The sequence below is a fragment of the Pseudomonas sp. p106 genome (assembly GCF_003936645.1).
In the GTDB taxonomy this organism is placed as follows: Bacteria; Pseudomonadota; Gammaproteobacteria; order Pseudomonadales; family Pseudomonadaceae; genus Aquipseudomonas; species Aquipseudomonas putida_E.
This window is the reverse complement of the sequence record NZ_RHQR01000006.1, coordinates 107,272-121,180: the sequence shown is the minus strand read 5'-3', so window position 1 is coordinate 121,180 and position 13,909 is coordinate 107,272. Positions and strand designations below refer to the sequence as shown.

Sequence of the window (13,909 nt, the reverse complement as noted above, 5' to 3'; positions counted from 1 at the left end):
GGCCTCACAGATTCTCGACGTTTGTCAACTTGCCCTCGGCCGGTTCTTGGCGAGTTCGGCCTAAACGCATCACCACCACAAAAAACACCGGCACGAACACCACCGCCAATGTGGCGCTGAGCATCCCGCCGATCACCCCGGTGCCAATCGCCTGCTGGCTCGCCGAACTGGCGCCGGTGGCGATGGCCAGTGGCACCACGCCGAGGATGAATGCCAGCGAGGTCATCACGATCGGCCGCAGGCGCAGGCGGGCGGCCTGCACGGCGGCGTCGACGGCATCCACGCCCTGGTCCACCAGGCTTTTGGCGAATTCGATGATGAGGATGGCGTTCTTCGCCGACAAGCCTATCAGGGTGATCAGGCCGACCTTGAAGAACACATCGTTGGGCATGCCGCGCAGGGTCACCGCCAGCACTGCGCCAAGCACGCCGAGCGGTACCACCAGCAGCACTGCAGTGGGGATCGACCAGCTTTCGTACAGCGCCGCCAGGCAGAGGAACACCACCAGCAGAGACAGCGCCATCAACAGCGGTGCCTGGCTGCCGGACAGGCGCTCCTGCAGCGACAGGCCGGTCCATTCCAGGCCGGCCCCGGCCGGCAATTGCGCGACCAGACGCTCGACTTCGGCCATGGCCTCGCCCGAGCTGTAGCCGGCCGCCGGCTCACCGGAAATCGACACGGCCGGGTAGCCGTTGTAGCGGGTCAGTTGCACCGGGCCACTGACCCATTTGGCCTGTACGAAGGCGCCTAATGGCACCATCTTGCCGCTGCTGTTGCGCACGTGGATCTTCAGCAGGTCCTCGACCTGGCTGCGCTGGTCGCCTTCGGCCTGCACCACCACCCGCTGCATGCGGCCCTGGTTGGGGAAGTCGTTGACGTAGTTGGAGCCCACGGCGGTGTCCAGCACCGCGCCAATGTCGGCGAACGATATGCCCAATGCATTGGCTTGGCGGCGGTCGATTTCCAGCTGTACCTGCGGGCTTTCGGCCAGCGAAGCTTCGCGCACGTTCACCAAGACCTTGCTTTTCCCGGCGCCGGCCAGCAGTTCGTCACGCGCCGCCATCAGCGCGGCATGGCCCATGCCACCGCGGTCCTGCAGGCGGAACTCGAAACCGGTGGACTCCCCCAGCCCGTCGATGGGAGGCGGCAGCACAGAGAACGCTACCGCATCGCGGATCCGGGAAAATGCGGCGCTGGCGCGGTCGGCAATCGACTGGGCGCTGTCGTCGGCGCCACGCTCGGACCAGTCCTTCAGGGTGGTGAAGGTCAGCGCCGCATTCTGCCCGCTCCCGGAGAAGCTGAAACCGAGGATCACCGTGGTGTTGCCCACCCCGGGCTCCTGGGCATTGTGCGCCTCGATCTGTGCGGCTACCTGCTCGGTACGCATGCGGCTGGCACCTGGTGGCAGCTGGATGTCGGTGATGGTGTAGCCCTGGTCTTCAGTGGGCAGGAACGCCGTGGGCAACTGGCTGAAGCCGTAGCCGAGCACCGCCAGCAGCACGCCATACACCAGCAGGTAGCGGCCGCTGCGCTTGAGAGCCTGCACCACCCAGCGCTCATAGCCGTTGCTCATGCGTTCGAAACTGCGGTTGAACCAGCCGAAGAAACCCTTGCGTTCGTGGTGTTCGCCCTTGGCCAGCGGCTTGAGCAGGGTGGCGCACAGGGCAGGGGTCAGGCTCAGGGCCAGAAACGCCGAGAACAGGATCGAAACCGCCATAGACAGCGAGAACTGCTGGTAGATCACCCCGACAGAGCCTTTCATGAAGGCCATGGGCAGGAACACCGCCACCAGCACCAGGGTGATACCGATGATGGCGCCGCTGATCTGGCCCATCGCCTTGCGCGTTGCTTCCTTCGGCGGCAAGCCTTCCTCGGCCATGATCCGCTCGACGTTCTCCACCACCACGATGGCATCGTCGACCAGGATGCCGATGGCCAGGACCATGCCGAACAGTGTCAGCACGTTGACCGAGAAGCCCAGCGCCAGCATCACGGCGAAGGTACCCATCAGCGCCACCGGCACCACCAGGGTCGGGATCAGCGTATAGCGCAGGTTCTGCAGGAACAGGAACATCACGGCGAACACCAGCAGCATGGCTTCGAACAGGGTGCTGATGACCTGCTGGATGGAGACCTTGACGAACGGTGATGTGTCATAGGGGATGTCGTACTTGACTCCCTCCGGGAAATAAACCGACAGCTCTTGCATCTTCGCCCGTACCAGGGTGGCGGTTTCCATGGCGTTGGCGCCCGGCGCCAGCTGCACGCTGAAGGCGCTGGCCGGCTTGCCGTTCAGGCGTGTGCCGTACTGGTATTCCTGGGCGCCGATCTCGACCCGCGCCACATCGCCGATGGTCACCGTCGAGCCGTCGGGGTTGGCCCGCAGCACAATGGCGGCAAATTCTTCCGGGGTGCTCAGCTGGCCCTTGACCACCACATTGGCGGTGATTTCCTGGGTGCTGCGGGCAGGCAGGTCGCCGATGCTGCCGGGCGCCACCTGGGCGTTCTGTGCGGCGATGGCGTTGGCCACATCGTTGGGTGTGAGGCTGAAACCGATCAGCTTGCCCGGGTCGATCCAGATCCGCATGGCACGCTCGGAACCGTACAGCTGGGCTTTGCCGACGCCCTTGAGGCGGCGGATTTCGTTCATCACGTTGCGGGCAAGGATGTCCGACAGGGCGGTTTCATCGAGGCTGCCGTCTTCAGAGGTCAGGGTGCCGAGCAGCAGAAAACCGGTGGACACTTTTTCCACCTGCAGGCCCTGTTGGGTCACCGGGCGCGGCAAGCGCGACTCGACCACCTTGAGGCGGTTCTGCACGTCGACCTGGGCCAGGTCCGGGTGGGTCCCCGGCTCGAAGGTGGCGGTAATGGTGGCGCTGCCCAGGCTGCTCTGCGACTCGAAGTACAGCAGGTTGTCGGCGCCGTTGAGCTCCTGCTCGATCAGGCTGACCACGCTCTCGTCCATGGTGGCTGCGGACGCCCCCGGGTACACGGCATAGATTTCCACCTGCGGCGGGGCTACGTTGGGGTACTGGGCCACCGGCAGTTGCGGGATGGCCAGGGCGCCGGCCAGCAGGATGAACAGCGCGACCACCCAGGCGAATACCGGGCGGTCGATGAAGAATTGCGGCATGGGTCAGGCCCTCACTGGCCGTTGTGCTGGGCGATGGGTTGGCTGCCCTGGGCAGTGTCGACCTGGACCTGGTCACCGGCCTTGACGTGTTGCAGGCCCTCGATGACCACACGCTCGCCGGCGGCCAGGCCTTCACTGACGATCCAGCGGTCGCTTTGGGCGTTGCCCAGTACCACCTGGCGCTCGCTGATGCGTGCCTGCGCGTCGACCACCAGCACCTTCGGCACCCCGGCGCTGTCACGCAGGATGGCGCGCTGCGGTACGCTGATGCCTTTGGGCTGTACGGCCTGCTCCAGGCGCACGCGCACGTAGCTGCCGGGCAGCAGGTCCAGGTCAGGGTTGGGGAACTCGCTGCGCAGGGTGATCTGGTTGGTGCTTGGGTCCACGCTGATGTCCGAGAACAGCAGTTTGCCGGGCAACGGGTAGGCACTGCCGTCATCCTGGATCAACGTGGCGCTTGCCTCCCCATTGCCTGCCTGCTGCAACTCGCCAGCACGCAGCGCACGGCGCAGGGTGTTGAGCTCGCGGGTCGACTGGGTGACGTCGGCGTGGATCGGGTCCAGTTGCTGGATGGTCGCCAGTGGCGTGGTCTCGTTCTGCCCCACCAGCGCGCCTTCGGTGACCAGGGCGCGGCCGATGCGCCCGGAGATCGGTGCGGTAACCGTGGCGTAGCCCAGGTTCAGGCGCGCCCGTTCAAGCGCTGCCTTGGCAGCGGCCACTTCGGCGTCGGCCTGAAGGAACGCCGCGCGGGCATTGTCGTACTCCTGGCGGCTGACGGCCTTGTCGTCGACCAGTTCGCGGTAGCGTTGCTCCTGCAAGCGGGCCTGGTACAGGTTGGCCTGGGCCTTGGCCAGTGTGGCGCGGGCGCTATCGTGGTCGGCCTTGAACGGTGCCGGGTCGATCAGGAACAGCACGTCGCCTTGCTTGACGTCGCTGCCTTCGCGGTAGACCCGCTTGAGCACCACGCCCGCCACCCGCGCGCGCACCTCTGCGGTACGCGGGGCGAGAAGGCGCCCGCTGAGTTCCGTGCTGATGGCCAGGGGCTGGAGCTGCAGGGTTTCTACCCGGACCTGGGGTACGGGGGGCTTGGCGTCCTGCTCTTCGGTGTCGTTGCACCCGGCAACGGACAGGGCCAGAAGCGCCACGAGCGCCACGGGGCGCAGGCGATGGATAAGGATGATAGGCATACGGATCTTCCGATGATGACCGGCCGTATGCTAAGGCAGGCAGGGCACGGGTGCCTGTTAATACCTGTAGGACGTGTGTGAAAAAGTGTGAAGAAAAATCCTGCACAGGTGGGGATTCTATATTCTTGCCGCTACATGCCTGTATTGGCCTCCCTCAGCTCGTACCAAGCCCTATGCCAAACATTCTTCTGGTAGAAGACGACAGCGCCCTGTCTGAATTGATTGCCAGCTATCTGCAACGCAACGACTTCCATGTGCGGGTGATCGCCCGGGGCGACCATGTGCTGGACGCGTTCCGGCAAGACAAACCCGACCTGGTCATCCTTGACCTGATGCTACCGGGTATCGACGGCCTGCAGGTGTGCCGCCTGCTGCGCCAGGAATCCCAAAGCCTGCCGATCCTGATGCTGACGGCCCGCGACGACAGCCACGACCAGGTACTGGGACTGGAGATGGGCGCCGACGACTACGTCACCAAGCCGTGTGAGCCGCGGGTGCTGCTGGCGCGGGTGCGAACCTTGCTGCGCCGCAGCAGCGTCCATGAGCCGCGGCTGGACAGTGAGCAGATCCTGATCGGTGGCTTGCGCATCGACCTGGCCGAGCGCCTGGTCTGTTGGCGCGGCGAAGAGGTGGAACTGTCCAGCGGTGAATACAACCTGCTGGTGGTGCTGGCGCGCAACGCCGGGGAAGTGCTGAGCCGTGACCGCATCCTTCAGCAACTGCGCGGTATCGAGTTCAACGGCACCGACCGCTCGGTGGATGTGGCCATTTCCAAGCTGCGGCGCAAATTCGATGACAGTGCCGGCGAAGCGCGCAAGATCAAGACCGTGTGGGGCAAGGGTTACCTGTTCAGCCGCGTCGAATGGGAGTGCTGAAGCGATATGCTGAAGATTCTGGTGCGCCTTTACCTGGTGATCATCGTCGCCTACGCCGGTGCGCTGCTGTTGATTCCTGACGCCATCGTCGGCCTGTTCCATGACCGCTTCGTGGCCTACAACCTGGACCAGGCCAAAGGCGTGCAGTCACTGATCGTGCGCCAGTTCCGCCAGGCCCCGCGCGAGCAATGGCCTGCGGTGGAACAGGAGCTGGCCGAGGCGTTCGCGCCGCTGCAGGTGACCCTGTTGCGTACCGATCAGGCCAGCTTGAGCGCGCCGGAGCAGGCGCGTCTGGCGCATGGCCTGTACGCAGTGCGCATCGGCGAGTGGGGCTATTACGAAACGGTGCTGGCGCCGCTGGAAGAGGGCTGGCTGGTGAGCCTGCACTCGCCACCGGACCCGCTGGACATCAACGTGCTGTCTTGGGGCGTGACTGTGCTGATCGGCGCCGCCATGCTTGGCTGCCTGCTGTTGTGGGTGTGGCCGCACTGGCGCGACCTTGAGCGGCTCAAGGAAACGGCCAGGCGTCTGGGCCAGGGGCAGATGGCCGAGCGTACGCACATTTCCCCGCATTCGAACATCGGTGAACTGGCCGGTGTATTCGACACCATGGCCGGCGACCTGGAGCGCCACGTCAATCAGCAGCGTGAGCTGCTCAACGCCGTGTCCCATGAGTTGCGCACGCCGCTCACTCGCCTGGACTTCGGCCTGGTGCTGTTGTTCGACGAAGTGCCGCCCACCAGCCGCAAGCGCCTGCTGGAGCTGGTCGGGCACGTGCGCGAGCTGGACGAACTGGTGCTCGAACTGCTGTCCTACAGCCGGCTGTACAACGCCGACCAAGCCCGTGAGCGGGTCGAGGTGTCGTTGCTTGAGCTGGTCGACAGTGTGCTCGGCGGCTTTGCCGAAGAGCTCGACAGCCGTGGCATTGAGTGGGAGGTACGCGCCGAAGGTTCTCTGCCGCGCTTCGTGCTTGACCCGCGCCTGACGGCCCGCGCGGTGCAGAACCTGGTGCGCAATGGCATGCGCTATTGCGATCAGAGCCTGCTGCTGCGTTTGCGTCTGGAAGAGAGCGGTGCTTGCCTGTTGACGGTAGAGGATGACGGTATCGGCATTCCGGTCGAAGAGCGTGAGCGCATCTTCCAGCCGTTCTACCGCTTGGACCGCAGCCGTGATCGCAATACCGGCGGGTTTGGCCTGGGGTTGGCGATCAGTCGGCGAGCCATCGAGGGGCAGGGTGGCTCGCTGACGGTGGCGCAGTCGGCCTTGGGTGGTGCACAGTTCATGATTCGCTTGCCAGCAGGTTAGTCCATGGCACCGGCTTCGCCGATGATCGCCGGCAAGCCGGCCACTGGGTTTGCGCTGAGCTTGAGAGCAGCGGGGTACTTGTGGGCCGGCTTCGCCGGCGATGAGGCCGGTGCAGACAGTATCAATTCTGCGTCAGAACACCCCGCGCCCAAGGCCGGTAGCGCAGGGCAAACACCGCCTCGGCATGGCATCCGCCGGTCAGCTTCGGTTGCGCAGCCTGCGCCTTGAAAGCCTGCCCCGGCCCACTCACCTGGCGAAATGCTTCACGCACCACGCCCACGCGGCAAGGCAAGGCCTGTTCATAGCTTTGGCGCACCAGCGCCGGCAGCCGTCCGGTGCCGGCGCCGTCCTGCCACCAGACGCTCACGCCCAGGCCTGCGAGCTGGTCCAGCCAGGCGCCGTTGACCCGCGGCGCCAGCTTGCCGGCACTGAAGGCACTGATGTGTAGCGGTTTGTCCAACTGCCGGCTGAACGCCTGCAACTGGCTGTACAGCGCCTGACGACGGGCCGTGTCGCGAAAGTGCAGGTCGTCCAGCTCCATCGGCAGGTACCAGCCAGCCACCTCTATTTGCCAGTGCTGGCGCACCTGCCGGTACTGGCTCAGGGACCTGCCCAGCTGGGCTTTCCAGTAGCTGCTCAGCCCATCACCGTCGAGTGCTTCGATGCGCTGATAATAGGCCGGGTCCATGTACAGCCCGAGCACCAGCTGCAGGCCTTGGGCATGCGCCTCGCGCAAGCTGTTGGCCAGCCAGCCTTGGGCACCACCGAAATCGCTGTCGCCATAGGCGCTCCACTGCACGATCACGGTCTTGCCGCCCTGGGCCACGGTGGTACGCCACAGTTGCTGCCATTGGGCGGGGCTGACGCTGGCGTCGCGGTTCAGCGGTTGATAGAACAGGCGCTGGTCGGCCACAGCCGGCAGGCTCAACGCAAACAGGCAGATGGCCAGAAAGGTACGCATCAGAAGTTCATCTCCGCGCCGACCAGCACACCATTGGCGCGCTGGTAAAGGTTGCCACCCAACGACTGCTGATACTCGGCGCGTACTTTCAGCGAGCTGCGGTAGGCGTTGTAGCGGTCATCGTCGAACCACCATTGCCAGCGCACGCCCACGCCGGCGCGGGCATCCTGGCGCCAGTCGTTGCTGGGGTCCTGGCTGGAATACTCGAAGAAGCCATAGGGCATCAGGGTTTGCGGCGAAGTGCCGGGCAATTTCCAGGCATGGCCCTGCTGGTAACGGGACAGCCAGGCGTGGTCACCGGCACGGGTCCACCAGGCCGCGTCGAGGTAGAGGAAGCGCTCGTTCCAGTCGTCCTCGTCTACCCGCCAGTCGTTGCGCCAGTCGCCTTGGTCGAGAAACGAGGCAGTGGCGCGCAGCAGCAGGTCGTTGCTCGACTCGGCGTTGTGGCGCAGGTCACCCCAGTTGCCACCGACCTTGGCCGGGCTGAGCAGCTCACCCAGGCTCAGGCCGCTGTAGTGCTCGGTGTCGATCTGCCGTTGATGGTAGAGCTCGGCGTACAGGTTGAGGTTGGCCTGGCCTATCGGTTTGTAACGCAGGCCGACACCGGTGCCCATGCTTTGCGCGTAGTCGCTACGGCTTTGGCCGCCGAACAGCACGCGGCCGTACACCGACAGCGTGCTGCCATTGCGGCTGGGCTCTTCGCCCAAGGCATGGTCCCACATGGCCAGTTGCACGTTCTGCGACTGTGCCCGGCGCGAGCTGCCGCTGCGCACGCCGTCGTCGAGGAACCTGTCGTTGGTCGAGATGCCGGCTGGCGACCAGGTGCTGGCCAGTGTCACGGTGTCACGCCGCGCCAAGGTTTCGTGGGCGCGCCGCTGGCGGTATTTACGGGCATCGAGGCTGCCGTATTCATCATCGCCGTCGACCAGGTCCTGCTCCACATCGATCACCCGGCGCAGCTCGCGGCGCGCCGAGGCACTGTCTTCGGCTTCGTCGTAGCGCACGGCCAGGGTTTCGCCGAGGCGGTAGTCCTCGGGGAAATCGCGGGTGGCGCGCTGCAGATACGGGATCGCCTGGCGGCGGTCGGTCTTGTCTGGCGAGCTGGCCAGGCGCATGCCGTAGTCGGCGCCATAGCGTGGCTGGTCGGGGGCCAGGCGCACCGCTTCGGCCAGCCAGGCAGTGCTCTGGGCGCTGTCGCCGGCCTGTTGTGCGGTGTTGGCGGCTGCGTAGTAGTGGTCGGCGCGCGGGTTGTGTGCCAGTGCCTGGCGCTGAAAGCCAAGGGCGGCCTGCAGGTCACCCTGGCGCTGGGCGATGGCGGCGCCCAGTGCCCAGTCATCAGCGCGGGTGTGCGCAGCGGCGTCCCAGTAGCGGCGGGCGGCTTGCGGGTCGCCCGCGTTCAGCGCGCCGGCGGCGGCGGTCAGGCGGGCGTTGTCGTTCCAGGCGCTGTCCGGCAGGCTGCGCCAGATGGGCAGGGCTGCGGCAGAGTCACCTGCAGCTTCCAGGGCATAGGCCAGTGGCAGGCGGTTGGCACTGTCGCCCAGGCGCTCGGCGGCCTGGTAATAGACCACCGCTTCACCCGGCTGTTCAGGCATGGCGCAGCGCCCCAGTGCACGGTATTGCCCGGCTTCGCTGGGGCTTGCCGGCACGGCCTGGCGCACGGTGTCGCATTGCCCGGCCTCGGCCAAGCGGCCGAGCAGTTGGGCACGGCTATCGGCATCCACCTGGGGGATCAGGCTGAGCATTCTGCGGCTGTCCAGCTGGCCGTCCTGGCGAGCATAAAGATTGCCCAGGCGCTGCAGCAGTGAGGGTGTCAGCCGTCCCTGGCGCCGGTCGTAGGCCTGTTCCAACAAGGTTCGGGCGCGCTCGTCGTGGCCTTGGCGCACCAGCAGGAAGGTCGCTTGCTCAAGCGCGGCCAGCTCGCCCGTGCGCCGGTAACGGTGCTCCCACTCGGCGGCCGTGCGCGGTTGTGGCGGCGCTGCCGGGTCGCCGTAAAGGCGCTGCTTGAGTATTGCGTAAGCGCGTGGTTCGGCGCCTGCAGAGCAGTCCTTGAACTGTTCGCGGGCAATGTTCGGGTCGTGCCGTGAAAGCCAGTCGACCGTCTCCAGGCAGGGCCGCTGCAGCTCGTTGCTCAGGCGCCTGAGCAGCGGCGCATCGTTGCCTTCGCGGGCCAGCTCCCAGAGCTGCTGGCGCTGTTCGGGCTGTTGCAACTGCTCGGTGGGCAGCGTTTGCAGCCAGCGCTGGGCCTGCTTGCTGTAGCCCATTGCGATGGCGCGGTTGGCCATGGCCAGCCGGGTCTGGGTGGCCATCTCGGGGGAAGGCGCGCTTTGCAGCAATCGGGTCAGGCCTTTTTCATCGACCTGCTGGACGTAGGCGTTGGCCAGGCGCTGCCAGGCATCCACCGGCAATTGCCCCTTGTCGGCCAGAGGCTGCAGCTGATCGATGGTGGCGTTCCAGTTGCGCAGTTGTTCGGCGAAATTGGCCCTGGCCAGGCGCAGCACCTGGCCATCGCCGCGTGGTGGCAATTGGTTCAGCCAGTCCAGGGCCCTGCCGGCGCCGCCGAATTTGGCCAGGCTCAGGCTGTAGGCCTGCCACAGGCGTACCCGGTGTGCGCCGTCAGCTGTGGCCAACCAGCCCTCCACCTGGCTGGCCGCGGGTGGGTCCTGCTCGATCCAGGTCAGGCGCAGTTCAAGCAGGGCGTCGGCATGCTCCGTGCCGCTGCCAAGCTGCTCGGCCAGTGCTTCTGCTTCCTTGTAGCGGCGCTGGTGGGCCAGGGCCTCGACCAGCAGCGCGCGCGCTTCGTCGTTGTTCGGCACCCGCCCGAGTACATGGCGGGTCAGGCGCTCGACTTCGGCCCAATTGTCCTTTTTTGCTTCGCGGTAACCGCGCTCCATGAACGGGTAGCTGGTGAACCGCTGGAAATCGGTCATGGGCGCGGCCAGGGCAGGCAGGGCGGTGGTGCACAACAACAGGCCGGTGAGTGTGAGGGTAACGCGCGGCTTCATGCCACCTCCCTGATCAGGTCAAAGGCGGCCTGCTGTTCGCTGGCCTGTTCTTCGAGCGCCTGTTGCAACACGAGCTCGGTGATGATGCCGCGCGCGATCAGGTGTTCGCCAAGGCTCTGCCGCTCGGGATCAAAATCGATCAGGGCCTGGTTGAACAGGGTCACCGGGACCATGCCGCGCACCTGCAGCAACGCACCGAGCATGACCTGGTGGATACTCACCTGCTCGATCAGTTCGGCGTTGTCCTGGTGCCGTTCGAGCACGTCGAGCATCTGCCGGGTCTGGTCTGTCTGCCAGGGGCTGGGGTAGTGGTAGCGCAGGCCCAGGGTCACCCGGCCTTGGGGGGCCAGGCGGCAGCTGACCGGGCGTTTGAGCTGGCGGCTGATCACCCCCAGCGAGACCTGGCTGACCGGGCTCTCGCTGGCCAGCACCAGCGTATTGCCGTCTTCGGCCACCGGCAGCACGCCGTAGTGCGTAGCCAGCCGGCGCGGCAGCAGGGCGATCAGTTGCGGGTCGAGTTTGAACGGGTTGAGCGGTGCCCATGGCAGGTCGAGTTGCTCGGCCAGGGTCTGCACCAGCTGTTCGCTGGTCAGCCAGCCACGCAGCAGCAGCTCGCGGCCCAGGCGCCGCCGCACCGGGCTGGTGATGGCCTGTTCGAGCTGCGCTTCGCTGATGTAGCCTTTGGCGACAAGGCGGTGGCCCAGCGGAGTGCGGGCCGGTGAGGCGATGGCGGGGAACTCGTGGGTGGTCTTGTCCCAGGCCACCCGGCGTGAATCGCCCATCTCCATCACTTGGCGCAGGGCGCGCAGGTTGGCAAAGAAGTTGACGAAGTTGCTCCACATCATCCGGGGGGCCGACAGCAGCCCCTCGCCGATGCCGTAATAGCGGGTGACGAACCAGCCGCGCTGGAACAGGCGGTTGATCAGCATCAGGCCGTTGAGCCAGAGCAGTGTGGTCAGCAGTTGGCTGTCGCTGAGGATCGACATGAAGCGCCAGGACTGCGGCGCAATCACCGTAACCAGCCACATGGCCAGCAGCACCAGCAGCAACAGGTTGACCAAAAAACCCAGCAGGTAGGCGAACAAGCCCCGGCGGTCCCGCCAGAGGAAGTAGTTGAGCGCACCTGTTCGGCTCCAGCCCAGGTTGCTGGTGCCCTGGAACACGATGCCGACGATCCACCGGGACTTTTGCCGGATGGCATGCTGCCAGTCACGCGGGAAGTGCTCGCGCACGCAGATCACCTGGGCGAACTCGCGGCTCATGCCGGGGCGCCACTCGTGCTTGAGGGCCAGTGCAGGGTCGGTGACCGAGTAGCGGGCAAAAATGCACTTCATGCCCTTTTGCTTCAGGCGAAAGCCGATGTCGTAATCCTCGGTCAGGCTCTGCACGTCGAAGGCGATGCCGTCACCGTCTTCGAGCAGGGCGCTGATGGCGCGGCGGCTGAAACAGGTGCCGACACCGGCACTGGGCACCTGGCCGGTCAGCGCTTCGCGGACGATGACGTCCTTGCCGTGGTTCTCGGCGAACTCGTCCACGTAGTGCCCGGCGGTGAAGCCTTTCCACTCCGGCGCATAGGGGTACACCGGGATCTGGATCATGTCCTTGGCGGGCAGCAGGTAGTTGAACAGCCTCAGCTCCATGGGCGAGATAACGTCCTCGGCGTCATGCAGGATGAAGCCTGCGAACTCGATACGTGCGTCGTCCTGGAAGCGCAGGATGGCATCGATGATGTTGTTCAGGCAGTCAGCCTTGCTGGTGGGGCCGGGGCGGGCGCAGACCACCTTGTGCACGTTGGGGTAGTGCAGGCACACGGCATCGACGTCGGCCTGGGTTTGCGGGTCGTTGGGGTAGGTGCCGACAAAGATCTGGTAGTTTTCGTAGTCGATGGTCGAGGCCGCCAGGCGCGCCATTTCACCCACCACGCCCACTTCGTTCCAAGCCGGGACCATGATCGCCAGGGGTTTTTCCGGCACCTCGAACAGGCGCTTCTCGTCGGCCCTGGCGTACTTGTCATAGATACGCAAATGGCGGAACAGCTTGCGGCACCAGTAGCACAGGTCGATGAACAGGTCGTCCAGGCCGAGCAGGAACATCAGTGCGGCGAGGATGATCGCCAGGATCTTGAGGCCAAACAGTACGTAAGTAACGAAATCGATGAAAGCCAGGCTCATGCGTCATCCCGTTTGGTTACGCTTTCCTCGAACCAGCGGCTCAGGCGCTCGGCGATGATTTCGCTGGCGTGGCCGTCACCAAAGGGGGTGAATACGCGGGCCATGCGCGCGTAGGCCTGGCCATCGTCCAGCAATTGGCTGGTTTCCTTGACGATGCGCTCGGTCTGCGTGCCGACCAGCTTCACCGTGCCGCCTTCGAGCACCGACGGCCGTTCGGTGACCTTGCGCAGCACCAGCACCGGCTTGCCCAGTGCCGGGGCTTCTTCCTGGATGCCACCGGAGTCGGTGAGGATGATGTGGGCGCGGTTCATCAGCCATACGAAGTGCTGATAGTCCTGCGGGGCTATCAGGTGGATGTTGTCACGCCCCGAGAGCAGGCCGTAGACCGCTTTCTGCACTTGCGGGTTGAGGTGAACGGGGTAGACGAACTGCACATCGGGGTAGCGCAGTGCCAGTTCGGCCAGGGCCAGGCAGATACGTTCGAAACCGGCGCCGAAGTTTTCCCGACGATGGCCGGTGATCAACACCATGCGCTGATCGTCGTGCAGTTTGTGCAGGGGTGAGTCGGCGGCGGGCTGCCACGCGGTTTCCATCAGGTATTCGCGCATCCACAGCAGGGCGTCGATGACGGTGTTGCCGGTGACCTCGATCTGTTCCAGCGGCACGCCTTCGCGCAGCAGGTTGTCGCGGGCCTTGGTGGTGGGCGCAAAGTGCAGGTCGGCGATCACCCCGGTCAGGCGCCGGTTGGCTTCCTCAGGCCAGGGTTGCTGCAGGTTGCCGGTGCGCAGCCCGGCCTCGACGTGGCCGATGGGGATGTGCCGGTGGAAGGCGGCAAGGCCGGCGATGAAACTGGTGGTGGTGTCGCCGTGGACCAGCACGATCTCTGGCCTGACCCGTTCATAGGCCTTGTCGATCGAGTCCAGCAGGTCACGGGCAAGGCCGTTCAGGGTCTGATTCTGGGTCATTACCTTGAGGTCCTGATCGACGCTCAGGCCAAAGGCGGTCAGCACTTGTTCAAGCATCTCGCGGTGCTGGCCGGTGGAACAGATGTGCAGGTCGATGTCGGGCCACTCACGCAGGACCCTGGCCAGTGGGGCCATCTTGATCGCTTCTGGGCGGGTACCGAATACCATCATGACGGTGTTGGCCATCGTGTTGTTCCTCGTACGATTCCCTGGACGAAGGTGTACGACCTCGCGCCACTTGCAATGGGTAGATACAAGCAGTCAGGTGCCGGGTTGTCCAATGCACGGTTGTGCGTGGCCGGGCCAGGTA

Annotated in this window: 8 protein-coding genes; 2 read left to right on the top strand and 6 right to left on the bottom strand. The window is 65.3% G+C overall.

Going from position 1 to position 13,909, the window contains the following annotated elements; all coding sequences use genetic code 11:
* Positions 1-4: 4 nt before the first annotated feature.
* Together EGJ09_RS09875 and EGJ09_RS09870 are read right to left on the bottom strand one after the other, a co-directional pair.
* Positions 5-3,133 carry an efflux RND transporter permease subunit gene (locus EGJ09_RS09875; RefSeq protein ID WP_125923716.1) on the bottom strand — a complete coding sequence of 1,043 codons (3,129 nt, stop codon included), beginning with the start codon at positions 3,131-3,133 and terminating at the stop codon, positions 5-7.
* Positions 3,134-3,144: 11 nt separating this feature from the next.
* Positions 3,145-4,320, bottom strand: coding sequence for an efflux RND transporter periplasmic adaptor subunit (locus EGJ09_RS09870; RefSeq protein ID WP_046785972.1), 1,176 nt, complete (start codon positions 4,318-4,320; stop codon positions 3,145-3,147).
* Positions 4,321-4,493: 173 nt separating this feature from the next.
* On the opposite strand from EGJ09_RS09870, the gene EGJ09_RS09865 reads away from it, so the two are divergent.
* Both EGJ09_RS09865 and EGJ09_RS09860 read left to right on the top strand, forming a co-directional pair.
* Positions 4,494-5,195 (top strand): response regulator transcription factor, encoded by a 702-nt coding sequence (locus tag EGJ09_RS09865; RefSeq protein WP_039601547.1) that lies wholly within the window; start codon positions 4,494-4,496, stop codon positions 5,193-5,195.
* Positions 5,196-5,201: 6 nt separating this feature from the next.
* Positions 5,202-6,500, top strand: a complete 1,299-nt coding sequence (locus EGJ09_RS09860; RefSeq protein WP_046785973.1) for an ATP-binding protein — start codon at positions 5,202-5,204, stop codon at positions 6,498-6,500.
* 121 nt (positions 6,501-6,621) lie between these two features.
* On the opposite strand, the gene EGJ09_RS09855 is transcribed toward EGJ09_RS09860, so the two are convergent.
* Genes EGJ09_RS09855 through wecB form a run of 4 tightly spaced genes read right to left on the bottom strand, consistent with a single transcriptional unit; the run spans position 6,622 to position 13,785 of the window.
* Positions 6,622-7,461 carry a DUF4434 family protein gene (locus EGJ09_RS09855; protein ID WP_125923715.1) on the bottom strand — a complete coding sequence of 280 codons (840 nt, stop codon included), beginning with the start codon at positions 7,459-7,461 and terminating at the stop codon, positions 6,622-6,624.
* Complete coding sequence (locus EGJ09_RS09850; RefSeq protein ID WP_125923714.1) at positions 7,461-10,463, bottom strand: phage receptor; 3,003 nt, start codon at positions 10,461-10,463, stop codon at positions 7,461-7,463. Before EGJ09_RS09850 ends, EGJ09_RS09855 begins: the two co-directional genes overlap by 1 nt.
* Positions 10,460-12,634: a cyclic di-3',5'-guanylate-activated glycosyltransferase NrfB gene (gene nrfB / locus EGJ09_RS09845; protein WP_046785976.1), complete on the bottom strand. Its 2,175-nt coding sequence runs from the start codon at positions 12,632-12,634 to the stop codon at positions 10,460-10,462. Before nrfB ends, EGJ09_RS09850 begins: the two co-directional genes overlap by 4 nt.
* The gene (wecB, locus tag EGJ09_RS09840) at positions 12,631-13,785 is read right to left on the bottom strand and encodes a non-hydrolyzing UDP-N-acetylglucosamine 2-epimerase (protein WP_125923713.1); all 1,155 of its coding nucleotides are present in this window, start codon (positions 13,783-13,785) and stop codon (positions 12,631-12,633) included. The genes nrfB and wecB overlap by 4 nt, the downstream gene beginning before the upstream one ends.
* Between the last annotated feature and the right edge of the window lie 124 nt (positions 13,786-13,909).